28 protein-coding genes and 1 pseudogene are annotated in these 23,996 nt (G+C 50.7%); 13 read left to right on the forward strand and 16 right to left on the reverse strand.

Features of this window, described 5'->3' with window-relative positions; all coding sequences use genetic code 11:
- Positions 1–4 precede the first annotated feature (4 nt).
- The 9 genes from C2M29_RS06825 to dapA form a co-directional block, all read right to left on the reverse strand.
- Positions 5–745, reverse strand: coding sequence for a glycosyltransferase family 2 protein (locus C2M29_RS06825; protein ID WP_105189040.1), 741 nt, complete (start codon positions 743–745; stop codon positions 5–7).
- A 2-nt stretch (positions 746–747) separates the two neighbouring features.
- Complete coding sequence (locus C2M29_RS06830) at positions 748–1,101, reverse strand: ApeI family dehydratase (protein ID WP_105189041.1); 354 nt, start codon at positions 1,099–1,101, stop codon at positions 748–750.
- Positions 1,094–2,431: an AMP-binding protein gene (locus C2M29_RS06835; protein WP_158684658.1), complete on the reverse strand. Its 1,338-nt coding sequence runs from the start codon at positions 2,429–2,431 to the stop codon at positions 1,094–1,096. Before C2M29_RS06835 ends, C2M29_RS06830 begins: the two co-directional genes overlap by 8 nt.
- Positions 2,424–2,996, reverse strand: coding sequence for a hypothetical protein (locus C2M29_RS06840; protein WP_105189043.1), 573 nt, complete (start codon positions 2,994–2,996; stop codon positions 2,424–2,426). Before C2M29_RS06840 ends, C2M29_RS06835 begins: the two co-directional genes overlap by 8 nt.
- Positions 2,996–3,241: an acyl carrier protein gene (locus C2M29_RS06845; RefSeq protein ID WP_105189044.1), complete on the reverse strand. Its 246-nt coding sequence runs from the start codon at positions 3,239–3,241 to the stop codon at positions 2,996–2,998. The genes C2M29_RS06840 and C2M29_RS06845 overlap by 1 nt, the downstream gene beginning before the upstream one ends.
- A gap of 14 nt (positions 3,242–3,255) precedes the next feature.
- Entirely contained in the window at positions 3,256–3,519 is a 264-nt protein-coding gene (locus C2M29_RS06850) for a phosphopantetheine-binding protein (RefSeq protein ID WP_105189045.1), read from the reverse strand.
- Positions 3,516–4,301, reverse strand: a complete 786-nt coding sequence (locus C2M29_RS06855; protein ID WP_105189046.1) for a lysophospholipid acyltransferase family protein — start codon at positions 4,299–4,301, stop codon at positions 3,516–3,518. The genes C2M29_RS06850 and C2M29_RS06855 overlap by 4 nt, the downstream gene beginning before the upstream one ends.
- Positions 4,294–5,004: a beta-ketoacyl synthase chain length factor gene (locus C2M29_RS06860; RefSeq protein ID WP_105189047.1), complete on the reverse strand. Its 711-nt coding sequence runs from the start codon at positions 5,002–5,004 to the stop codon at positions 4,294–4,296. Before C2M29_RS06860 ends, C2M29_RS06855 begins: the two co-directional genes overlap by 8 nt.
- A gap of 115 nt (positions 5,005–5,119) precedes the next feature.
- Positions 5,120–6,037: a 4-hydroxy-tetrahydrodipicolinate synthase gene (gene dapA / locus C2M29_RS06865; RefSeq protein WP_105189048.1), complete on the reverse strand. Its 918-nt coding sequence runs from the start codon at positions 6,035–6,037 to the stop codon at positions 5,120–5,122.
- Between the two features lie 167 nt (positions 6,038–6,204).
- Between dapA and C2M29_RS06870 the strand changes: the two genes are divergently transcribed.
- The 3 genes from C2M29_RS06870 (at position 6,205) to C2M29_RS06880 (ending at position 8,776) form a co-directional block, all read left to right on the forward strand.
- On the forward strand, positions 6,205–6,858 hold the full coding sequence (locus tag C2M29_RS06870) for a DUF6058 family natural product biosynthesis protein (protein WP_105189049.1): 654 nt from the start codon (positions 6,205–6,207) through the stop codon (positions 6,856–6,858).
- A 189-nt stretch (positions 6,859–7,047) separates the two neighbouring features.
- On the forward strand, positions 7,048–8,025 hold the full coding sequence (locus C2M29_RS06875) for a substrate-binding domain-containing protein (protein WP_158684659.1): 978 nt from the start codon (positions 7,048–7,050) through the stop codon (positions 8,023–8,025).
- Between the two features lie 79 nt (positions 8,026–8,104).
- Positions 8,105–8,776 carry a glycine-rich domain-containing protein gene (locus tag C2M29_RS06880; RefSeq protein ID WP_199774866.1) on the forward strand — a complete coding sequence of 224 codons (672 nt, stop codon included), beginning with the start codon at positions 8,105–8,107 and terminating at the stop codon, positions 8,774–8,776.
- A 26-nt stretch (positions 8,777–8,802) separates the two neighbouring features.
- Here the strand turns inward: C2M29_RS06880 and C2M29_RS06885 are convergent, their stop codons facing one another.
- The 6 genes from C2M29_RS06885 to ybaK form a co-directional block, all read right to left on the reverse strand.
- Entirely contained in the window at positions 8,803–9,204 is a 402-nt protein-coding gene (locus tag C2M29_RS06885) for a cytochrome b562 (RefSeq protein WP_233998372.1), read from the reverse strand.
- An 81-nt stretch (positions 9,205–9,285) separates the two neighbouring features.
- Positions 9,286–9,921 (reverse strand): flavin reductase family protein, encoded by a 636-nt coding sequence (locus C2M29_RS06890; protein ID WP_105189052.1) that lies wholly within the window; start codon positions 9,919–9,921, stop codon positions 9,286–9,288.
- Between the two features lie 21 nt (positions 9,922–9,942).
- Positions 9,943–10,641: an SDR family NAD(P)-dependent oxidoreductase gene (locus C2M29_RS06895; RefSeq protein WP_158684660.1), complete on the reverse strand. Its 699-nt coding sequence runs from the start codon at positions 10,639–10,641 to the stop codon at positions 9,943–9,945.
- On the reverse strand, positions 10,634–11,026 hold the full coding sequence (locus C2M29_RS06900) for a thiol-disulfide oxidoreductase DCC family protein (protein WP_105189054.1): 393 nt from the start codon (positions 11,024–11,026) through the stop codon (positions 10,634–10,636). The genes C2M29_RS06895 and C2M29_RS06900 overlap by 8 nt, the downstream gene beginning before the upstream one ends.
- Before the next feature lie 111 nt (positions 11,027–11,137).
- A complete protein-coding gene (locus C2M29_RS06905; RefSeq protein WP_105189055.1) occupies positions 11,138–13,399 on the reverse strand; it encodes an acyl-CoA dehydrogenase in 2,262 nt (753 codons plus the stop codon).
- 311 nt (positions 13,400–13,710) lie between these two features.
- A complete protein-coding gene (gene ybaK / locus C2M29_RS06910; protein ID WP_105189056.1) occupies positions 13,711–14,172 on the reverse strand; it encodes a Cys-tRNA(Pro) deacylase in 462 nt (153 codons plus the stop codon).
- A 214-nt stretch (positions 14,173–14,386) separates the two neighbouring features.
- On the opposite strand from ybaK, the pseudogene C2M29_RS06915 reads away from it, so the two are divergent.
- The 10 genes and pseudogenes from C2M29_RS06915 to C2M29_RS06960 all read left to right on the forward strand — a co-directional run bounded on the left by C2M29_RS06915 (position 14,387) and on the right by C2M29_RS06960 (position 22,770).
- Positions 14,387–15,198 (forward strand): annotated as a pseudogene (locus C2M29_RS06915) (hypothetical protein).
- Positions 15,199–16,239 carry an extracellular solute-binding protein gene (locus tag C2M29_RS06920; RefSeq protein ID WP_105189057.1) on the forward strand — a complete coding sequence of 347 codons (1,041 nt, stop codon included), beginning with the start codon at positions 15,199–15,201 and terminating at the stop codon, positions 16,237–16,239.
- Entirely contained in the window at positions 16,239–17,729 is a 1,491-nt protein-coding gene (locus tag C2M29_RS06925; RefSeq protein ID WP_105189058.1) for an ABC transporter permease, read from the forward strand. The genes C2M29_RS06920 and C2M29_RS06925 overlap by 1 nt, the downstream gene beginning before the upstream one ends.
- Before the next feature lie 13 nt (positions 17,730–17,742).
- Entirely contained in the window at positions 17,743–18,759 is a 1,017-nt protein-coding gene (locus C2M29_RS06930) for an ABC transporter ATP-binding protein (protein WP_105189059.1), read from the forward strand.
- Positions 18,760–18,949: 190 nt separating this feature from the next.
- Positions 18,950–19,924 carry a hypothetical protein gene (locus tag C2M29_RS06935; protein WP_105189060.1) on the forward strand — a complete coding sequence of 325 codons (975 nt, stop codon included), beginning with the start codon at positions 18,950–18,952 and terminating at the stop codon, positions 19,922–19,924.
- 13 nt (positions 19,925–19,937) lie between these two features.
- Positions 19,938–20,303, forward strand: coding sequence for a hypothetical protein (locus C2M29_RS06940; RefSeq protein WP_105189061.1), 366 nt, complete (start codon positions 19,938–19,940; stop codon positions 20,301–20,303).
- A 102-nt stretch (positions 20,304–20,405) separates the two neighbouring features.
- Positions 20,406–20,840 carry a hypothetical protein gene (locus C2M29_RS06945; RefSeq protein WP_105189062.1) on the forward strand — a complete coding sequence of 145 codons (435 nt, stop codon included), beginning with the start codon at positions 20,406–20,408 and terminating at the stop codon, positions 20,838–20,840.
- A 617-nt stretch (positions 20,841–21,457) separates the two neighbouring features.
- A complete protein-coding gene (locus tag C2M29_RS06950) occupies positions 21,458–21,844 on the forward strand; it encodes a hypothetical protein (protein WP_158684661.1) in 387 nt (128 codons plus the stop codon).
- Positions 21,845–22,069: 225 nt separating this feature from the next.
- Positions 22,070–22,357 carry a hypothetical protein gene (locus tag C2M29_RS06955; protein WP_105189064.1) on the forward strand — a complete coding sequence of 96 codons (288 nt, stop codon included), beginning with the start codon at positions 22,070–22,072 and terminating at the stop codon, positions 22,355–22,357.
- 188 nt (positions 22,358–22,545) lie between these two features.
- Positions 22,546–22,770 (forward strand): hypothetical protein, encoded by a 225-nt coding sequence (locus C2M29_RS06960; RefSeq protein WP_105189065.1) that lies wholly within the window; start codon positions 22,546–22,548, stop codon positions 22,768–22,770.
- Positions 22,771–22,827: 57 nt separating this feature from the next.
- On the opposite strand, the gene dnaJ is transcribed toward C2M29_RS06960, so the two are convergent.
- Complete coding sequence (gene dnaJ, locus C2M29_RS06965; RefSeq protein WP_105189066.1) at positions 22,828–23,958, reverse strand: molecular chaperone DnaJ; 1,131 nt, start codon at positions 23,956–23,958, stop codon at positions 22,828–22,830.
- Positions 23,959–23,996: the final 38 nt, after the last annotated feature.

The raw sequence follows: 23,996 nt of genomic DNA on the forward strand, positions 1-23,996 counted from the left end.
CCGCTTACCTTTGGCCACTGAACTTACGCCACAGCAATTTAGGCAGGCGCACTAACATGCCGAAAAACAAACGGGTGTGCAGCCAGCTTATTTTGACGTTATCGGCCAGGGGCTGAAAATGCGACACCCCGTCTTCGGGGTAAATCACCTTGGTATCGACGAAGAGAGAGGGCGTGCCACGCCAATACATGCGCACCATGATCTCGATATCGAAATCCATGCGCTTACCCAGCTCACAGCGCTCAAAGAGCGCCATACAGGGCGTTAAAGGGTAAACCCGAAAGCCGCACATGGAATCTTTAATAGACAAACTCAGGGTTTCTATCCACACCCAAACATGGGTGATATAGCGACTCAAATATCTATGCTTAGGCACCGACTCGTCATACAGGGGACGACCACTGATAATGGCCTCCGGGTTTTTCCGCGCGCATTCCACCAGACGGTCGATATCGGCGATGCAGTGTTGGCCATCGGCATCAACCTGCAAGGCATGGCTGTAACCGTTTTCATATGCCCAGCGCAGACCGGTTTGCACCGCCCCGCCCTTGCCTTGGTTAACCTGATGACGCAGCAGCGTCAGCTGCGGGTAACGGGGTGCCAGCTCATCGAAATAGCTTTGCGCTTCGCCGTGACTGCCATCATCGACCATGACTATGTTGTAACCGGCGCCACACAATTGGGCCAACACCTGGTCAATGGCATGGGTATGGTTGTAGTTGGGGATGACGATACAGAGGTTCATGGTTAACTCGCAAACACCAGGCGGCCACTGGCATGCTGGCCTTTTTCAGAGTGATAGCTAAAGAGCACCTTGTCGTTATTTTTCTTTACCAACTGCAGGGTCACTTCCAGCTCGGGAGTCATCACCACCTGAAATTTCAGCACTTCGATATCGGCTATGTCGCCTTCCATACCGAAGTGTTGACGGGCATACTGCACTGCCCAATCAAGCTGCACGACGCCAGCCAGAATAGGTGCACCGGGGAAATGGCCACGAAAATAATCCAGCTCCGGCTGTAAATACAAGGTCAGCGAAACCTGATCGTCCGTTTGCTCAATGGCACGGATCTGCGGTTCGGTTATCACTAGATCAGACAAAATATTGCTCCAATTGCGAATAAATCAGCTTGCCCTGGCTGTTGTACGGCAGCTGCTCAAAATAACGCCATTTACGAGGCACACACACGGCTTCAAACTCCTGCCCCAGCCAGGCCTTTAACTGCACCGTGACTTCCCTGCTGGGAGTCTGCAACTCACTTGCCTTGCTGAGCGCCACCAAGGCCCCCAAACGTCCCGATGGCAGTTGCAGCAGCGCACAGGCGCGCACCATGGGGTGCTGGCGCAAGCGCGCTTCCATACCAACCAGATCGACTCGCTTTTCCGCTACCTTCACGGTTCTGTCGGCGCGCCCAAGTAATAAAAACTGCCCGTCACTCAATACCTGGCCCTTGTCATCCAAAAGCCGGGTTGCTTCATCAATCAAGGGAGACTGTAGTACTAATCGGCCCAGCTCTTCGCTTAGGCTTACCCCAGTAAAAGGCTGCCAGGGCGTTGCTGCCGTTGAAAGCACACTGCGATAGCCTATGCCGCCGGTTTCGGTGCTGCCGTAAACTTGCACGATCCCCTGGTGGAGCTGTTCGGCCAAGGTAATGGCATCGGAGTCCGCCAAGGGTCCGCCGGAGGAAAAAATTCGCTCTATCTGGGTGCGCTTTGCCACCAAGACATTGTCATCCACAAGCCGGGATAACTGTGCTGGCGAGGCCACCACCAGCCAACGCTGATGAGCACCAAGTCGTTTAACTAAGTGCTCCGGGTATTGGTAACTGCTGGCTTCAAAAAAATGCCCATAACGCAGCGGCCACAGCAGTTTAAATAAGAGCCCATAAATATGCTGGTGCGAGACCATGGCAATAAATGACAGCGACTGCTGCTCAGTACCGTTAAAAGTCTGCTCTAGAGTCTCTAGTTCGCAGTTAATGGCATCCCAGCGTTTATAAATTGCCTTGGCGGGACCGCTGGAACCTGAGGTAAAGAACACTAATCTGCCTGCGCCCTGTGCACTGCTGGGCCAATGTAAATCGCTGGCCAATGTGGAATCTGGATCAAAGGCGTCCACACAGGTAAAGCCTGGCGGGCAATCCGCCTCCAACTCACCGGCATAGAAGCGGGTGATCTTTTGCAGGTCACGTAGTGTTTGTGGTTGAGCGTTTGGTGGTAAAACAATATCCACCGGCAATTGCGCTAAGGCCAGCAGGCGTGCAGCAAATTCTATGCTATCGCTGTGATGCAGCAACACCGAGGAGCCGGCTTCAAGGGACGCATAACGGCGATATAAGTCCTCGACTAAAGCAAGAAATTGCTCGCGACCAAACGCACAGCCACTGCGACTGGCCATGTGTTCGCCAAGGAGATGTTTTAATTTATACAAGCTTGCCCTGCCTTTTTAACCACAGGCGATATGTCCACTCGCTGGCGGCCAAGATACCGATAAGCACATAGGCGATAAAGCCGTTATACCAGGTCCACAAAGCCACATCACCAAGCCAGACCGTGTAAGACGCGGCGAGCCCGTTGAGCACAAAAAAGGCGCTCCAGATCATGGTGACCTTGCGGGTATAACGGACGCCTTGCGCACTGAGTTGCGGCTCTTGCAAACGGGCAAAACGCTCCACCATGCTCTGCTTTTGCAGCAAACTCAGGGTAAAGGTGATGGCCATGATCAGGTTTACCATCACCGGGTAGAGTTGCAACCACAGGGATGAGCCACGCATCAGCGCCATCAACACCAGCAGTAAGCCGACGGCAGAGATAGGTAATAACCAGTTGCCGATTGCCTTGTGACGCAGCGCCAGCAGCGCTCGCCCTCCTAACAACAGGGCCAATAGCCAGGCCACCTGTTGCTCATACCCCTGGCTTAACCCCAGGTATACCAATACCGGATAGGCCAAGAGGCACAGGGAGATCAGCGCATTCACTATGCCTTTAAGCATCATTAATTAACGAGTTGTTCGACTTCTTTTACTACGTCGGATACGGTACGCACCTGTTTAAAGGCCTCAGGCTCGATTTTCTTACCGGTGATTTCTCTTAGTTTCACAACCAAATCAACGGCGTCGATACTGTCTAAATCCAGCTCTTCGTATAGGTTGGCATCCATACTGATGTCGTCGGCGTCAATTTCAAAGTCGTTCTCTAAAATGCCACGTAATACGTCATAAATTTCAGCAGCAGTTTTCATCTTCTATTCCACTATTAAGCGTTGTTGCGCGATTGTTCAATAAACTCAGCCAATGCATTGATAGATGCAAAGTGGGCTTTCGTTTGTTCTGAGTTGGCATCGATTTTCACATCGAATGCCTTTTTAATGGCCAGACCCAATTCCAGCGCATCGATACTATCTAGGCCAAGGCCGTCAATGAACAAGGGCTCACTGTCGTCTATGTCTGCGACTTCGATGTCTTCCAGATCCAAGCTGGTAATAATCAGTTGTTTTAGTTCTAGTTTTAAATCACTCATAAATTCGCTACTTGATTATGAAAATAAGTTTCTAAGTGTTTGGTCAAGCCCCGCGATTGCATGCTCATGGGTTCATGGTCATGGCCCTGCCAGGGCTGCGGTTGCTCGGCGGCAATATGCATTGAAAAATGCGCTTTCTTCGGCGCCACCTTATACCAGGGCGTGCCCTTGGTTAGGGTGGACGGCTTCATGGTGATCAGCACCGAGGTGATCACCGAGGCCGCTGGCAAACCACAGCGCAAGGCGATATTGGCAGCCCCGCGTTTAAACTTTTGCAGTGAGCCCCGATCCGAGCGGGTTCCCTCGGGGAAAATAATCAAATTATTGCCCGCGGCCAAAGAGCGACAACAATCCACCAGCAAGCCTTCGGGATCATCATTGCTGATATAACCGGTACTTTGGATCACGCCGCGCATAAAAGGGTTTTTAAACAGATGCGCCTTAACCACACAATCTGCTCTGGGCACAGCGGCAATCAGCACCACCACATCAATTAAGCTTGGATGATTGGCAAGGATCAGTTGCCCACGCAGATTTTTAAAGGCGTCGCGGTTATGTACATGAAAACCTATCACTCCTAAGGTATCCATCACGGCAACAAAAAAGCGAAAGGTGTAGTGCACCAGTTTTCGAGCCTTACGCTGACGCACCTCGGTTTGACGGTATATCAGCCGCTGCAAAGGCAAGATAGTCAGGCTTAAGATCATACCACCGAGACCAAAGAGGGCAAAACAAAAACCAGTGCCAAGTACCCGCCAACAGTAGTTCAGCTTGCTAATCATAGTGCAATCGCCATCCACAAAGCTCGGTGCTGTGTTGCTGAAGCAAAGCCTGGGCCAAATGCAGTGCCGGCAGCTGAGTCAATTTCGCTGCATCATTACTTTGCTCAAGGCGAAAGCTAGTGCCTCCCTTGATGGCCTCGGGGACCTTGCTCATTACCAGTGCTACGCAGTGGTCCAATTGTGGCTCATCGGCAAACTCCTGATACAGCTCGGGCAAAGCGCGGTCGGCATGGATCACCATCACCCGCTCTACCTCCGGGTCTTGCAACTGCATATAGGCCTCGCACAGGGCGCTGTTAATGCTGTCACTACCGCCGGCCAGGGCGACAATGGGTGCCTTGTTATTGGTCAGAATTGATAGCAGTCCGGCTACGGCATTGTGAACGGATAAGCCAAACTGAGTGGGTGATAAGGGTTCTCGCGCTTGTAATTGGGCCAACAAGTCCGACGTTTTATGCAAATCGCCATGGCGGGAGGAGAAAATGATCGGCATCGGCTGCGCCTCGGGATTTACCTGGTGGGCACAACTGAGGATCATCTTGGCAAAATGACTTAAACGGCGGCGCTGAATCGGCTTGACCCAACTGACATCAAGCGCAATAAACTCTGACGCTAACGCATCTAAGATTTCGTTAAGCTCAATATTTTCTGTTGAGGCTGGCTGTGCCACATACACGGCCAACTTTTCGACAGCACACTTCATCACCAAAAGTCCGTTTATCTATAAGGCGCAAATAGTAATGGATTGTAAAAAAAATAGCAAAAAAGCCGGTACAATTAACCGGCTGTTAAGTCACTAAATGTTAACGAGCCTACAATTAGTACAATTTAAACGCATTTTCAGCGATGATAGCCGCTGTTTGCTCGCCAACTAGGTGTTTTTTGTCCAACTTGGACATGAGTTCAACACCCTGCTCTTGTTGTTTTTGTGTTAATGGCACATAAGGCAAACGCAGTACCGGTTTCACCGCACCGGTCATCGCCAGGGCGGTGTTAATGGCAATAGGATTAGGTTCGCAGAACAGCCAATTCATCAGCGGCGTTAGCTCGGCATTGAGTTCCGGCTGGGGTGATTTAAGCAGCTCACAAAACAGCTCGGGGATCAGGTTAGTGGCCACCGAGATCACACCATGGGCGCCGTGCTGATGCACCGCGTCATGGGCTTCATCGTCATTACCGGACCAACAGGCGATGCCTTGGCGCTCATAAGCGGCAATACGCTCGTTACCCTGACACTCCTTCATACCGATAAAGTTGTCGTGCTGGGCCAATGAGCCGATAAATTCAGGAGTTAAGTCCTGGCCTGTACGTCCTGGGACGTTATAGATAAAGGCCGGTCCAATATCCAGTACGCCTTTAAAATGCGCCTCTAGCCCCAGCTCGGAGGTGCGGCCATAGTAGGGATTGATCTGCAACGATGCGTGCATGCCGGTAGCAAAGCCGTACTTGGTGGCTTTGATGGCTTCTCGAGTATTATTACTGCCGGTGTTGCCGATGATCAAGATGCGCTCGGCAAAGGCGGCGACGCTATGGGCAATCAGCATTAAATGCTCTTCCCAATTCATCAGTTGCCCTTCACCCGTGGTACCACCGACGACTATACCATCAACACCTGCGGCAATCTGGCGCTCCACCAAAGTATCAAAGGTCTTTAGGCAAATTTCGCCATCGTCGTTGTACGGGGTTTTTATCGCCGTGATCACCCGTGCTTGTCTTAATTGCTCCATAGTTCCCATACTATTGGCTTCTCTTACTAGCTATTTTTACTAATTTAATCATATTCAAACGCCTATGCCGAGGGGGTCGACCCAATTGCCTGATAAATTTTCTCCATTTTAAGGCTTGCAACTTAATCAGCTTTGAATCAAGATAACTGTATAAATATACAGTTATTAATTTATCTATGCATCTTTTGGATTATTTGGAACAGTTTTTCTACCGGGAAGATCAGCTTTGCCAACACCTGGGCATCGACCGTGAACAATTGGAGCACTGGCAACACCTGTGCATTTTTCCACAAGCCAGCTATAGCCTAGAAAACAGTATTCAGTGTCACTCGGTGCAGGGGATCTATGACTGTCAGGTATTTTGGCAGTACTATCCTATCGCCATGCAAGATTGGGGGCGACAAATAAGTAAGGCAAATATTGACTCGGCCAGTGTTGCCTTTAATCTTTTTGCCCAGCGCGCGATGCAGGCCCTGAATTATTTGCAAAGCGAAGGACTTTACCTGGTTGACGACTACCTGGATGATATCGGTGAACGACTGACCCATCTGTGGCAGCAATTTTTAAGCGGCCAGTTCGGAACCCAAACCCGCCAGGGGCAGATTGAGGAAATTATCCAGATGGATGCGCTGCGCTACAGTATAGACACGCTGACCGAAGGGATGACGATCACCACTCTAAGTGCCGAACAAAGACAGCAACTGCACCCCTTGATGAAGCAGTTTTCTAAGGCGGTTATCGAACCGCCCGGCCATGAATACCAACATTCGCTGCGTGCCAAATACCTGGATGCCTTGGTGCTAAAGTATGATTTATCGTTAAAGCGCTAAACTAAAACGGAAATTAGCTGTCCTTCCTTTACTGATGCGCGAGCGCCACATACACTAGGCCTACATTAACTATGTGTTGAGGTGATGACAATTTTCCGCCTTTTATTCGTTTTTTTCAGCTTCGTCTTGCTGCTTATCAGTGAGAGAACTTACGCCGAGTCCGAAACGCAGCCACTCAAGGTGCGCTTTGTGAATCCCGGTCACCAGTTTGATAACTCGACCGGGCTGTTTTGGCGTAACGTGACGTTGGCGATGGAAGCGGTGGCGGAAGATCTGGATATACAATTGTCGGTCACCTATGCCAATCGCAATCATATTTTAATGAAGTCGCAACTTAATGACGCGCTCAGAAGCGACGCCGACTATGTAATAGTGGTCGATGAAAAAAAAGCCATCACCAAGCTTATTAAAGCGGATGCCAAATTAGACAAGCCGATTTTATTTATCTATAACGCCCCGGAAGAGCACATACTCACTACCAAGCCAGATTGGCTGCTCGGTTACATCATTCCCAATCATTTCGAGGCGGGTTATAAGTTGGCGCGCGGCTTGTTTGATCGCGCCACCGCACGCTTTGGCGAAGATACGCAACTGAACATGCTGGCCTTGTATGGCGATCGCAGTACCGACTCGGCGCTCAGTCGCCAACGGGGTTTGGAACTCTTCTTACGCCAGCACCCTGAGGTAAACCTGGTGTATCACGAGGTAGCCAATTGGTCCGAAAAAGAAGGCTATCGTAAAAGCATTCGCGTACTCAGTCATATCAAAAACATTAATATAATCTGGGCAGCCAACGACCCCATTGCCGGTGGCGCCCTCAGAGCTGCAAAAAACGTCAACGCCCCCGTGCTCCCTGTGGTTGGCGGTATAAATTGGGATAAGATGGGCACCGATGAACACTTAGATGTGTCCGTTGGCGGCCATGTGTTATTAGGTGCTGCGGCCCTGATCATGCTGCACGACAGTCATAGACAAGGCAGTAATTTTATCTCCGATAGTAACCTTGCTATTTTCGAACCCGATGTTGAGCAATATCACATCCTGATTAAGGCCATACAAGAGCGCACCCTGGACGATATCAACTTTAAACGCTTTAGCAAAGAGCATGAAGACACCTGGCCCTTTACCTTGCAAAACCTTGCCCTGTGTTTACAAAAAGGTTGTTAGCCAAAAAACAACTTGCTTCCAAGGGCAACCCGTAGTTAGCTGAATAATAAAAAGAATTACCTATGGGCAGGGACAGCAAATGATAATGACATCCATCACGGCACTGATCGTTTTAGGTCTGAGCGTCTATTTATACCATCGCCGCAAAAAGCAAGCACAGCGTGTCTATATAGAGCAATACCAGTTTGCACCCGCGATTGCGGCCAAGGTGAAAAACACCTACCCTCACCTAACTGAGCAGGATCTAGACTTAGTGCTTCAGGGTTTACGAGATTACTTTTATATCTGTAATCAGGCCCGCAATAAAATGGTAGCCATGCCCTCGCAAGTGGTCGACGTGGCCTGGCATGAATTTATCCTCTTTACCCGCAACTACCAGCAGTTTTGTAAAAAGGCACTCGGGCGCTTTTTGCACCATACCCCAAGCGAGGCCATGAGAACCAAGGTGGTGGCCCAGGATGGTATCAGGCGCGCTTGGCGTCTGGCCTGCGCCAAAAGCAACCTGCCCGCAGCGGCACCCACGCAGTTGCCCCTACTGTTCGCTATTGATAGCCAGCTTAAAATTAAAGATGGCTTTGTCTACGCCTTAGATTGCAAGAATAAAAAGTCGCCCCTGTATGGTGATGGCTATTGTGCCGCCCATATAGGTTGTTCATCGGGATGTGCAGGTGACAGTGGTTCGACGTCGAGCTCGAGCGATAGTCTCGGGGGTGACTCAAGCTGCGGTGGAGGCTGTGGCGGCGGCGACTAACACCGCAACCAATGGGAAACTAGATATTATTGACCAAACAATAATTGCCACAAACCCGGAGGCTCATGCAGTTCGTGGTACTCTTTACGCAGTGAGTCAATGCTTTTGAGGGCCACACTGGCTTCGGCCAACTCATTGTTTTTCGCCAGGGTGCGCGCCAGTGAAATTTGCTCCAGTACCTTGTCTAAGCCCTGCAGCGACTGTTCCGGCTCTTTGTTAAAGCGAGCCTGCTTAGCCTGCTCTACCAAGGTCTGAAGCTCATCCAAGGCCATAAGCATTTGTCCTTGGTCTTCGGCTTTAACCGCCTGCTTGTAACTGTGACCCATTTTTTTCATCACAGCTTCAAGATCTATGCTCTGCTGAGCAGATGCCTGCACGGACACCATACCGATAAAAGCGCTAAGAAATAGGGTGAATACTAAACGCATGGGAGAAACCTCTTAATTCAAACTGCCGACATTGTACCTGAGCACACTGCCGACACAAGAGCACTGTCAATCCCCTTTACACTAGTCATCAATAGGGCTTGGCCATACATGAGGTTGTGCATAACTGAGGCGCCCAAGACGGCTGCCAACATGGTACCCGTCTAACCCAGTTACGGCCACGGTATCTATGCTGTTAAGATCGATATGACCATCACCACACAGGGCTTCATCACTCACCTCCCCCTGCTCAATAGCACCTATCAGTAACAAGGTACCGTTTTGTTCGATGACCTGCTCGGCAACCAATTTCACCGAGTATTTCAACAGACTTTGGCTGACAAAAGGAGCGGGACATTCACCGATAAATTGTGGCTCCAAACCCACCGCATCAAACTCACTTTCATCAACCCCGTACTTGGCCGATGTTTGATGGGCCGCCTGCCAAAAGTGACTATTCACCTGGTTAAGGGTATACCAACCCGTAGACCTTATATTACTCAGGGTATGTCGCTCCACCACATCCGGGCGCATGATCATGGCGACCAAGGGGGGATGCGCTCCTAGGTGCACCACCGAGCTGACAATGGCTAGGTTATGATTACCCTGGCCATCTGTGGTGCCCACCAGATTTGCACTTTTGTACCCCGACAGGCTATTTACGAAGTGCGCTCTATAGCGTGAGGGCATGGCGTCGAGATCGTCTTTACTAAATTGCATACATTAGATTCTCTATAAACTTTAAAACTCAATAGCTTGCCGATTCCAATCATAAAAGCCACAGGACGGGAGAAAGGCGTAATCTGTACTCAGTTCCCGCAAACGCCGGGCGACAAAGTGAGGGGTAAACAACTTGCCCGCAGGCACATTTTTTTGAAACGGCTTAGACAGGTCACTGTCCGTGGTGCCGGGATGAAACAACAAAAATTTGCTGTGCTTGTGTGTACGCCTCATTTCAATAGCGGTGGTTTTGGTAAGCATATTTAAGGCCGCCTTTGAAGCGCGGTAGCTGTACCAGCCACCCAAGCGGTTATCTGTGATGCTGCCTACGCGCGCACTCAAAATGGTGACCACGCTTTGCGCGTTAGGCGTCAAGAGTTTGGTTAGGTTCGACAGCCACCACATAGGCACCACTGTGTTGCATTGCATCACCTCGAAAAAAGCCGACTGCGAAAATGCACTTAGGGATTTTTCCGGCTGCACCTCCTCGCTATGCAACACGCCGTTGCAAATGTAAATGTACTCAAAGGCCAATCCCTGTTGCTGGGCATCAAGACACCAGTTAGCAATCGCCTGCTCACTGTAAGCCAAACAGCTATGGCGCTCGCGCTCGAGCCTGGATCTGCTCACGCTGTGTACCTGGGTGCCCTGTGACTCCAACTCATCGATTAGGGCTCGGGCAATCGCACTCGAAGCGCCAATGATCAAGGCCCTAGTCATGGCGTTCACCCACATGGCATTGCTCTTTACATGATCGAGCCGATAGCCAACCCGCTATTCTGTGGCGATTATTAGCAAAAATGCGATAACAGCAGTCTGCGACAATACGGATCAGCGGCCAGCGCAACACCCTTAACCATGGGTACTTGCCAACTGCCCGCCACACGGCGACATTGGCATCCAAACCAAGTAACACCCGTCCATTTTCATCAATGGCGTGCAAGGTCGCGTTGGCGGCGTGATAGTCGATCATGGGGTAGCGAGACAAGTCTTCGTCACTATTGATATCGACCAAGGCTAGGGCTCCACACTGATCATACCCTTTAAGTTTTCTTATCTCGGCGGTGCACAAAGGACAATTGCCGTCATAAAACAAAGTAAGCATACATTCCCTCCGTCTGGCATTACGAGCAGAGGTCGCCTTAAGATCACCCAATAAAAAAGCCCTTACGCAAAGGTAAGGGCTTGGTGGTAATGCAAATGTGACAAGGAATAATTAGCTGGCGCTGCGCAGGCTCACGTCCTGGCCGTCGGCACGGGTGCCGTCCGGGCGCAGCAGGTTCATATCGAAATCGAATTCATCGACGCGAATAGCCAGCTCACGCTTGCGGTTATAATCAACCAAAGACGCATATTCGTTGGCATCGATCACACTGGCCGCCAGGGCATTATCCAGCGTCTCGGCAAAGCGCACGCCAGAGCGAATCTGCTTCGACTTAATGGCCTTGCGTACCTTGGCCAGGCTCTCAAGGTTTGCCAGCTTGGCTTTATAGGCCTGCTCGTTGATATCGTGACCATCGCCCGGCGTTGGTTTCACCAGGTGTGTCAGCTGGGCTTTAATGGCCGTATCCAGTTGCGCCTGATGGGCCAGTTCGCGAACCAGATCGTCGCCAATGGTTGGCATTTTGTAGCCGTACTGCCAGGTTAAGAAGCGCATAAACTTACGGGTGCCCGATGCCGGGAAGTTATCCAAGAAGGCATGCAGTGCCTGCTCTGCCTGTTGCAATGCCCAGCGCGTCGCATAGTGGAAGTATGGCGCCGCTTGCGCGCGATCTGCGCTGCTGACCTTTTGCTCATAATATTTAATCGAGGCCATGGCCGCATACATATAGCTCATTACATCGCCCAGGCGCGCCGACAGCATTTCCGCCTGCTTTAACTTTCCACCCAGAACCAACAAGGAGAAATCCGCATACACGGCTAGCCGTGACGACAACTTGTGAACCGCCTTTTCATACTGGCGTACTTCAGGCAAAGACGATGCGCTCGGCGCGGTAAACGGCAGTAAACCATGTTTGAAAGCACGCAGCGCATTGGCGGTGCTGTAACCCACAGTTTTACGCAAAATACGATTAAAGGTGGCATCGGCATCTTTTTCTTGCGAGTGGATGGACTCCACCATGCTCTGCAAGTAGGGGTGACAGCGCATCACGCCTTGCCCAAAGATCATCAGGTTACGCGTCAGGATATTCGCCCCTTCTACCGTAATGGCGATGGGCTGGGCAACAAAGCCGCTGGCCAGGGTGTTTTGCGGGCCGCGCTGAATGGCTTTACCGGCTTGAATATCCATGGCGGAGTTCAGCACGTCACGGCCGATTTCGGTCATATGGTACTTGGCGATGGCGGTTACTACAGAAGGTTTTAGACCCATGCCCAGACCTTCTGTGGTGAGTACGCGCATGGCTTCTTGTAAGTAGGTTTTACCGGCGATATCGGCCAGCTTTTCCTGAATACCTTCGAACTGACCGATGGCCAGACCAAACTGTTCACGCACCGCGGCGTATTCAGCAGAGCCTTTAAATGCCACCTGAGATACCGACACGCCTAACGCAGGCAATGAAATACCACGGCCGGCACCTAAACAGCTCACCAACATCTGCCAACCGCGGCCGATGTTCTTTTGTCCACCGATGATAAAGTCCATAGGAATGAAGACTTTTTCACCGCGCGTCGTCCCATTGTAAAAACGCACGCCCATGGGGTCGTGGCGATTACCCAGCTCCACACCCGGGTGGGTATTAGGAATAAGCGCACAGGTAATGCCCAGGTCTTCTTTATCACCCAGCAGGTGATCCGGGTCCTGCACCTTAAAGGCCAGACCCAATACGGTGGCAATAGGCGCCAGGGTGATATAACGCTTGTCCCAGGTAACCTCCAGGCCAAGTACCTTCTCGCCCTGGTATTCGCCTTCTTTGACCACGCCGATATCCGGAATACCGCCGGCGTCCGAACCCGCTTCCGGGCTGGTCAAGGCGAAACAAGGAATATCGCGGCCATTAGCTAAACGTGGTAGGTAATGATTCTGTTGCTCTTCGGTACCATAGTGCAGCAAAAGCTCACCCGGGCCCAAGGAGTTTGGCACCATCACGGTCACGGCAACCGCCGATGACTTGGTTGAAATGGTGGCCACTATGGTCGAGTTAGCATAGGGGCTAAACTCAAGACCGCCGAACTTCTTCGGAATAATCAGCGAGAAGAAGCGCTCTTTTTTCAGAAACTCTAGAATATGCGCTGGCAGATGCGTGCCCGATTGAATTTCGGACTCATCGATCATTTCCAACAGCTCGGCCACAGGGCCATCAAGGAAAGCTTGCTCTTCTTGGCTCAAGGTTGCCGCGGGCACATCGCGCAGCGCCGCGAAATCAGGCTTGCCACGGTAGATAGAACCTTCTAACCACACATCACCGGCGTCCAGCGCCTCCTGCTCTGTAATCGAAATACTAGGAAGGATTTTTTTTAATTTTGTACGTAAGCTCATAACCAACTCATCTGACCAGTTAACATACCCCTTATTACGGCATAAATATCTGAATAGATCAATTGGTCCAACCAGTTTTTTTAACACAAAATTTATAACTTATTTGCGTAATGGCGCTAAGACGGTTGAATTCCCTGCTATTGAGCGTACAGGTGTACGCAAAAATAAATTTTTACTCGCAAACAAACAATCGAGCAACGGCGAGTTTGCTCTTCATAAAAGTGGTACAAGTGCGTATAGAAAAGAGTGCTTGGGAGAATTACGAGAGTAGCGCCTAAAAAGGTACAGGAGGTGAGAAATTGCTGGCAGGGCTAAAATTCACCGCAGCGAGCCTGAAGAAGAGTAATTAAATCTTGCGGCGCCAGGGCCAGTTCAACGCCGCGCTTGCCGGCACTGACATAGATGGTATCCTGCGCCAAAGCGCTTTGATGCACATACACGGGGAGTCTTTTTTTCTGTGCAAACGGACTCACGCCACCGAGCACATAGCCGGTTACCCGCTCCACATCGGCCCCCGCGGCCATGGCCGCTTTTTTACTGCCCGCCAGTTTGGCCAGGGATTTGGTATTCACCTGTTGATGCACAGGGGTAATGGCGACCACGAACCCCTGCTCTGCGGTTTCCAGCACCAAGGTTTTAAATACCCGGGCAGCGTCCAGTGCCAATTTATCTATGACTTCCTGACCATAATTCTCGACACCGCTATCATGCTCAAAACTGATAAGTTCAAATGCCACCTTGTGCTTGGTTAGAAAGGTTACTGCTGGCGTCATGACCATTCCCTTGTTGTGAGTATTTGACATTAGTCAGCATACTGTTAGCCCTAGGCGTTTGTCCATGCTCCAGCCGGGTTATTAAGCGATGCACTTCGCCTTAAGCTCATCGGCACGAAAGTAACCTAATGCGACACTTTAATGTATTGATTTAAGCAAGTTGTACGGATATGATAATAACTATCATTTACAATTAGCCTTGGATCCCCTCGCTATGAATTCATTGTTTAAATCAGTCCAAACCTTGGGCGTGAGCCTGTTATTCGCCTCTGCATTTAGCTTTCAGCCGGCCTTTGCCAACGGTCCTATCGGCGAACACGTGAATCACTTACAAGAAAACCTAAAAGATTACTCCGAAGAAGTACAATGGATGATTGGCAAGGTTGATACCATGGTCAGTGATTACGAGGCCAAGGGCAACAAGGCGGTAAACAGCGATGATCTGGTCGAATACTGGGAATCGGTTAAATTTCACAGCGCCATTGAAACTAACTATGTGCCGTTTATGCCTCTATCTGGCAAGGGCTTTACGGCATCAAGATGGCCATAGACAATAAAGCGCCAGCGGCCGAAGCACGCAAACAGCAAGAAGCGCTCAATGCGGCCTTATGGCAAGGCTTGGGGGCAGTTAAACTGGCGGCGCAATTCCAGCAAAAAGGCCTGCTCCAGAGCGTTAAGGCCACGGCCACAGAAACCATGACGCAAAGCGCCACCATGGACGAGATCAAGCACAAGCTCGACCGCGTCGTTGCTAAGTATGCTGAACGCCTTGGCGATGAAGCCACGCAGATCGTTCATGACACCTACTTGCACCTGTTTGAAGGCGTTGAAGGCACCTTAATTGAGCAAGATGCCAACCTGGTTGAAGAGCTAGAAAAAGACTTCAATGTAACTCTGCCAAAGGCGATCGCCGATAACAAGAGCGTCGATGACGTGCGTGCTGTGGTCGTTGCCATGCAGGGCAAACTAGATCGCGCTAAAAAGCTCATTGAAAAGGCCGAAAAAGCCCGCAAGGACGTGTTTTAAGTGAAACGTAGAACCTTTATTCAAGGATTGGCTGCCTTTGGAGTGGCCAGTACCTTGCCGCTGTCTCTATCACAGGCATTTGCAGCAACCGCTGCCAACCCGGTGTCGGTGGACTCCCTGCCCGCCCTCGAAGGTAAGTTGACCTTGTATCTTGGTCGTGGCGAAGGCGGTCTGTATGAAAATGTCCTGCAAGCGATTCAAGATAAGAACCCGAATTTAGAACTGGGTATTCGCCGCAGCCCTACGGCTGCCCTGGCCAACACCATAGTCGCAGAAGCGAAAATGGGCGTGCGCCGCGCCGATTTATTTTGGGCGGTGGACTCCGGCGCCATTGGCTTGGTGACCGACGCTGGTCTGGCGCAGCCACTGCCTGCTGACTTATCGGCACAACTGCAACCTCAGTTTCGCTATGAGGGCTGGGCGCCGGTCACAGGTAGGGTACGCACTTTGCCTTACAACACCGAGCGTTTGACCAAGGAACAGATCCCGCAAAGCATCATGGCCATTGCCGACAGCGACCTGAGTATAGGCTGGGCTCCGGCCTATGCCTCGTTCCAGTCTTTTGTCACCGCCATGCGTTTGCTCGAAGGCGATGATAAAACGGCCAACTGGCTGAAAAAAGTCAAAAAGAAAGCCAAGTCCTATGCCGGTGAACTGGGGGTGGTGATGGCCGTGGAGCGCGGTGAAGTAGACATCGGCTTTGCCAATCATTACTACAGCTTGCGCCTTAAAGCGGGCAAGCCCGATGCCAAATTAGATCTGGCCTTTACCCAAAATGATGCAGGCTGTTTGGTTAATGCCTCAGGCATTCTCGCGCTGAATAAAGACCCGCTGGCGACCAACTTTATGCGTTATCTATTAAGCGCCGAAGTACAGGGTTACCTAGCCCGAGAGGCCTATGAAATCCCGCTTATCGAGGGCATTCAACAGCCGGAGGGATTGCCGTCATTAGCCAGTATTTCGCCGCCTAAGATAGACTTAACGCAACTGGCGGACCTGCGCCCGACCTTGGATTTAATGCGTAATGCCGGTGTGCTCTGATGCGTCTACCCGCTTCCTATCCCATGGCGCTGCTTGCAGCGCTTGTGGCCTTAACACCCTTGTATGTGCTGCTCACCTTAGCCAGTGATGCCAGCACGCTATTCGATAGCCATAACCTCACCATACTCGGCAACACCCTGTCGCTGATGGCGCTAACGGTAACGGGCTCGATTATTATTGGCGTGCCCCTGGCCTTTATTAGTGCCTATGTGCATTTACCGCTGAAGAGGCTGTGGTTAGTGGTGTTTGCCGCACCCCTGGCCATCCCCAGTTATATAGGTGCCTTTACCTTGTATGCGGCCTTTGGGCCGGGAGGTGAAATAAATACCCTGTTTGGCATTGAAACGCCGCCCATGTATGGCCTCAGCGGCGCCGCGATTGTGATGACCCTGTATACCTTCCCCTTTGTCATGCTGACCACACGCTCATCACTGCTGAGCCTGGACGCAAGCATGGTCAATGCGGCGAGAACTTTGGGCATGACCATGACCATGAGCGTGTTTAAGGTCATATTGCCCCGGGTGGTCAACGGCATAGCCGCCGGCGCCTTGTTGGTGGCCCTGTATACCTTGTCTGATTTCGGTACCCCGGCGATGATGCGCCTCGATACCTTCACCCGGGTGATCTATGTTGAGTACAATGCCTTTGGTTTAAGCCGCGCCGCCATGCTATCGCTCCAGTTAATGTGTATTGTCGGCTTTTTGCTGTTTTTAGAGTCGCAAATTAAAACCGCCACCGAGCGCCATGGCCGCCCACTGATGCTCTTTCCTAAGCCGTGGCAACTCGGTGCCATGTTCGTTACCTTCGTGCCAGTGCTATTACTAGCGATTGGCCTGCCCCTGGGGGTTTTCTCGCTGTGGCTGGTCCGCGAAGGCCTGGCCGAGTTCGATTTCACCATCGCCTGGCATTCGGCCTATGCCTCGGGCATCGCTGCCCTGATGGCGGTGATTGTCGCTATTCCCGTGGCTCATGCGGCACTCAGTGGTAAAGCAGGCCGAGTTATGGAGCGTATCACCTATTTCGGCTTTGGCATTCCCGGCATCGTCATGGGCACCGCGCTGGTGTACGCTGGCCTGCAACTACCCATGCTCTATCAAACTCTGGCCCTGCTGGTTATCGCCTATGTGCTGCGGTTTTTACCCTTAGCCGTCGGCTCGGTACGCACCAGCACCGAGCATATGGATGCCAGCTTAGTAAAATCGGCACGCGTTCTTGGGGCCAGCCCAAGAGAAGCCTTTACCCGCATTACCTTGCCACTGACCGCCCGCGGCATAGTCGCCGGCGCAGCCCTGGTGTTTTTAGAATCAATGCGTGAGTTAGAAGCGACCTTGTTGCTTGGACCGACTGGATTCGAGACGCTCTCCACCTACCTGTGGCGCGTTTACGAAGCGGGCTACTTTGGCCGCGCCGCCATCCCCGGGCTCTTGCTTGTGGTGATCTCCGCCTGTGGTTTAGCTATTATGCTTTCCGGCGAAAAGCGCAGTAATTAAGGATCAAAAATACATGTTATCTGTTAGTAAGTTGGCTATCGATTATGGCAGTAATCGGGTCGTAAGCGACTTAGATCTCTCCCTGGATAAAAGTGAGATCCTGATGCTGGTTGGTCCTACCGGCTGCGGAAAAAGCACCATTTTACAGGCCTTGGCCGGGCTTATTCCGATCAGCGCCGGAGAAATCAATCTTGGCACCTGGCGGGCAACGCCAAAATTGCACGTACCACCTGAGAAACGTCGCGTCGGCATGGTGTTTCAGGACTTTGCCCTGTTCCCCCACCTAACCGTGCAGCAAAATATCTGCTTTCGCTTAAAGGACACCTCCTTGGCCGAGCACTGGATTGAGCTGCTTGGCCTAGGCGCCTTTCGTGATAAAAAGCCCGCCACCTTGTCTGGCGGACAAAAGCAACGGGTGGCTCTGGCCCGGACCCTGGCCCACCAGCCCGACTTTGTGCTGCTCGATGAACCGCTATCAAACCTGGATGCGGCGCTTAAGGACACCTTACGTTGGGATATTCGCAACGCCCTAAAAGCAGCAGGTGTCCCGGCGATTTGGGTGACCCACGATCAGGAAGAGGCCCTGTCGGTAGGCGATCGAGTCGGGGTGCTTAAGGAAGGCCGCATTCAGCAAATCGATACCCCAGAGCTCTGTTTTAGCTTGCCCAGCAATCGCTTTGTGGCGCGCTTTTTAGGCGAAGCCAGCTTTATTGCCGGTGACTATCAACATGGCCAAGCCAGCACCGCCATCGGAATAGCGCCGGCGCAAGGCATAGATTGTGAGGCGGGCGCCGTGGATGTGCTGCTGCGCCCCGATGACGTACTCTTGGCACAAAATAGCGTGAACAGTAACGGTACCGTGACCTGGGTACGCTTTGAAGGCGGCAGCCGCCTGTGTGCGGTTGAGCTGACCTGCAATACCCTAGTCACCAGCCGAGTCAGCCACGAGGTGATGGTACGTCCCGGCGATAAGGTGCATATCTCGCTCAGTACCTCTCACCCGCTGGCGGTGTATCGGCAACATCAATAATTAAAGCCTCACTAGGAGCCCGCGGTGCTGGGCTCCCGTTTCCCACTCTAACCTCACCAATTCTTTCCCGTCTAAATTGAGGTAACTCCTTGCCCTTACTAAATAAAACCTAGTTTTTAGAGTTCAAAAGGTGCTAAGGTAAGCATTACCTTTTCTCGCTCTCCAGCCTTAGCCACCCAAGGAAGACGGCATGATAGTCCCCAAGTATTGGTCAGAATCGCAAGCAAAAACCCGCGCCAACGACCGACAATACACCATCAAACGCTTTGGTTGGTCGGATATAAGTGAAGAAGATGCGAAACGCCACGCGGACGAGCGCCTTGATGACGCACTCAAGACCCTGAGTGAGCAAGGTGACGTAAGACGGGTTGATCATAAAATTTCCTATAACGGTGCCGAAGGGATCCCTATCCGCGAAGAGGTGGTGGCTAACCATCAAGACGTGGTTATTTCCAGAAACTCCTATGGCGCCCTGTGCCTAAACACCCCGGATGTGATGTTCGCAGACATAGATCTCGATAGTTCACCCTCGACGAGACTCGTTACCTGGGCATTTCTTGGCCTGGCACTGATTGGCGCCGCGGCCGCCTTGGTCGCCGGCTCCTGGTGGGTGTTATTTGCCGCCTTGCTGGTGTCGCTGCTATTCGCCTCCACCTTGGCTGGCTTTATCAACAACCGGCTTATTAACCGCAGGGGGGGCTTGGAACAAGAGGCCATCACGCGCTTTAAACAGGTCTCTGCCGATAACCCCGCTCTGCATCTGCGTATTTACCAGACCTCGATGGGCTTTCGGATACTTTTTATGGAGCAAACCTATGAGCCCACCAGTGAGAGCAGCGCAGCACTGTTAAAAAGTCTTGGCTCGGACAGGGTCTATATGCAAATGTGTCGCAATCAGCGCTGTTTTAGGGCCAGGGTCAGCCCCAAACCCTGGCGCGTGGGCATCGAAAGGCTTCGTCCACGCCCGGGAGTCTGGCCTATTAAGGCGGAGCGCCTCAAAGAGCGGCAGGATTGGATACGCGCCTATGAACGCAAGGCCAATGACTATGCCTCGTGCAAATTTATGATGAAACTCGGCTCCGATATTACCGACCCAAAGGCAATCCATGTGATGAGACTGCACGACGACTTGTGTAAGGCTAATCGCGAATATAGCCTTGCCTAACGGCCCAAAGAAGATGAAAAAATCCAATAAAATAATCATCTTGGCGCTATTTTCTTACCTCATAGCGGCACTGATCGATAGCTACTTTTTCTATGCCCAAGGCAAGGAAAGCATTACCTTTTTACCTCATACCCTGTTTATTTCCTTTTGCTGTTTTGCCTGGTGTAGGTACCACGGCGCAGAGAACTCAATAACCCATCTTGGTTATTTTCCCTTGTTTTGCGCCCTAATCGGTTTTATCGGCATTCCCGCCTACGGCTACAGCAAATTCGGCTTTAAACGAGGCAGCAAGATATTAGCCGGTTTTCTAGCTTACCTTGTCATTATTGTTATGCTAACGGGCGCTATCGATTTAAGCGTAGGCGCACTCTATTCCTAAAGTGCACTCTTAGTTCTATCTCAAATAATTTTCAGTCTTTATATTTGCCCGTAAAATGCCCCGCTCTTGACTGACAATAGATGTTACCTAGGAAGGGATCTTATGTTTTCATGGATTTTTAAGAAAAAAACCAAAATGGCAAAAGCGCTAAACCACACTATTTTAGGCATGCTAAAATACGATAACGAGAGTAATAAATGGGTGGGCAACTATAATAACAAAGCCATCACCCTCGAGCATGAACAGGGCGCCTTAGAGCCAAACCCGCAGCTAATTTCTTACGCTGTACAAATAGTCAGGGACTCGGCCTGGGTAGAAACTAATTTAGAAAAACAAAAATCCACATTTGCCCAGCAGCAGGGCTCGCTCTCACCGATGCAAATAAAGGATCTTGCCTCCCTCTATATTCAAAGCATGCACTTTTATCTGATAAAGGACAAAGGCTATACCTATTTTATGTTGGGCCCGGATGATTGCGAAGACGTCTGGCAATTAGAGTTGCTCGACGATAAAACCTTTGAACTTGCGGTTAACTAGCTGTACCAAATACAACCTAAGCATTAAGCCTAGGTTGTTCAATCCGAGCCTTTTATCCGTTTAAGACGTCGCAATGCCGGCTCATCACCTAACTCTGCCGCTTTTTTAAAGTGATACAACGACTTGCTATTTTCTTTGTTGTGATAATAAGTACCGGATATTTCCCGGTGAGCTCGGGCGTTTAGCAACTCTAACCTCAATAAATAATAAGTGCTTAGTTAAAACATCAGCCCTGCTTATTGTGACGCTCTTGAGCACCCTATCTACCAACTCTTAAGCCTTTAAATTAAAAAGCTTGTCCCCGTTTAGACCAAGAAACTCCGCAATTAAAATGATTAAAATTCACACATATTCAGTTGCTTAGTAATGAAGTTGTAGGTCTAAAGAGCGCCGTATGAATTACGCACTATACTGATCTCTCTAACAGGTTTGGTTTCAAAGTATCGGTACCACTAGAAAAATTGCAGCGTTTAGTAGCCTACTACGTCAACGCGGAAGGAAACGCGGCAATCAAGGGAATTTGCGACCAGGCAAACGCTCATCAAGGGTGTGCAAACTGATGCACACCGGGTTGAACAGAGGAAACTATGAAGGTGCCTCTTTGTTTGGGATTATTTTTGACTTACCTTGTATATCAAGCAGGGCAAACCCCGTTTTATGTTGGCGCTTGGCAATTCGATGAAGCGAAAACCCTAGCGAGCCTGCTCACGCAACAAGAGATCCCAGCTCAGGAAAGACTTATGCTGAAGGACAATATCAAGCCCGGTATTGTTCATGTCCTACGCCAGGACGCTTTTACCACCTATCCTGCGGATCGCATGCCGGAGCAACTTACATTTAAGCCCTATAAGTTGGAAGTTCTTGGCGAAACTACGATTAGAACCACCTATTTCAATCGCGCCCAAAGAGCGGATATCACCCAGATTCTGACTTTTGAGGACAACTGCTACTATGTGCGCTCAAGAAAGTGGCAATTTAAAAAGTATTTTTGCCGGGTGGAGTAAAGATAAGAATGCGTCAAACAAGCGGTGCCAAGTGAGACCAAAGCTCCCGCTCGGTATGCAAATGCTACTCATATAACTCATTTAGCTTAACTATAGCGACGCCGTCTAAAAACACGGTTTAAAACCGATAGCCTTCACTTGTTGCATCATAGGTATGCTGCTAACTTATTGCTGTACTGAAAGAAAGTAATCTATATCACGTCAACAAGTTGGGCAGGCTTAAGTTTGAATAACGAACAACGTAACGAAATAATAAAAGCAAGCTGGGAGATGCATAGCCTTGTAGAAAGGGGCTACTTATCCCATACGGCAGCCCAAGGGGAGCATGAATGGCTTGAAAAACAGCGTATATTGCTTGCTGACATGGCAATTCACCTGTTGCAAACGTCACTCAACCCCGGCGAAATAGAACTAGAAAAGCTTAAAAATAACCTTCATGCAATATTAACGATTTCCGATCAATTTTTACCATATGCCGGATTGAAAGGGGTTACCGAGAATATCTATAAATAACACCAACTATGTAGAGGTAGAGCATGCTCGCGGCGTTGTTATCATCGAGTCTCCCAAACTGAAGTTACTGAGCTCATCTAGGCCATCCTTTATACACCCAGCACCTAAACTTAAGCAGCTGTGCCTGGGTAAGCTCATTGTTTTTACACTAGAGTTAAAGTATCGGACTTTAGTGAGCGGAGGCGAAGATGCTTTTAAAAAGACTCAGGGTGTTCACCCTTGTTTTGATCTGCCTGCTGCTGACCTGGTTGGTCAAGGCCGAGTATAGTTACTGGCAGCAGCAGCGCCAATGTGTGCTGCGCTGTGAGCAATTAACTCAGGTGAAAACGGCTATCGATAATATCCACTACAGCGACAGCGCCGAGCTATGTCGCTGTAACGTCGAGGATGGGCAGGCCATTTTGCTCAATTAAGGCGGTATAAACAGGCATAAAAAAAGCGCCTTAAGGCGCTTTTTAACTATTCTTCGCTTACTTGGTTAGGTCATCAAAGAACTTTTTCACCCCGTCGAAGAAACCTTTCTCCTTAGGACGATACTTTGAGCTATCTTTGCTCATGCTCTTTTCCAACTGCTCCAGCAATTCACGTTGTTCGCTGTTCAAGTTAACCGGAGTTTCAAGAACGACTTTACAGATAAGATCACCCACAGAGCCCGAACGCACCGATTTCACGCCCTTGCCACGCATGCGGAACATTTTGCCCGTTTGCGACTCGGCCGGTACTTTAAGTTTGGCACGGCCATCCAAGGTGGGGACTTCGATCTCGCCGCCAAGCGCGGCGGTGGTGAAACCAATCGGCACTTCACAATATAGGTTATTGCCATCGCGCACAAAAATCGGGTGCTCACGGACACTCACCTGTACGTACAGATCGCCCGCTGGTGCACCATGGGCCCCCGCTTCGCCTTCGCCCGCCAGACGAATACGGTCGCCGGTATCAACACCCGCAGGGATCTTCACCGACAGGGTCTTGGTTTTTTCTACTCGGCCCTGGCCATGACAGCTGTTACAGGGATCGGAAATAACCTGACCTGTCCCCTGACAGGTTGGACAGGTTTGTTGCACCGCAAAGAAACCCTGACGCATCTGCACCTGACCGGCACCATGACAGGTGTGACAGGTTTTCGGCGTTGAGCCAGCCTTAGCGCCAGAGCCATCACAAGGCTCACAGCTCACCCAGGTCGGAACCTTAATTTCAACTTCTTTACCACGCACCGCCTCTTCTAGGCTCAGGTCCATGTTGTAACGTAAATCGGCGCCGCGCTGTTGACGCGACTGGCGACGACCACCGCCGAAGATGTCACCGAAAACGTCACCGAAAATATCACCGAAGTCACCGCCGCCACCAAAGCCGCCGTGACCACCGCCACCGCCTTGTTCAAATGCAGCATGACCAAACTGATCATAGGTTTGTCGTTTCTGCGCGTCGCCAAGAATTTCGTAGGCTTCTTTCACCTCTTTGAACTTGCTTTCAAGTTCCTTGTCGCCGGCAGTACGATCCGGGTGATATTTCATCGCCAGGCGTTTATAAGCCTTTTTAATGTCGCGGTCACTGGCGTCTTTGGCTACACCCAGAACCTCGTAATAATCGCGTTTTGACATATCTACCACTATTGTTGATTGTTGCAGCTAGGCTGCAA

The organism is Pseudoalteromonas sp. T1lg48, from assembly GCF_002964785.1.
Classification (GTDB): Bacteria; Pseudomonadota; Gammaproteobacteria; order Enterobacterales; family Alteromonadaceae; genus Pseudoalteromonas.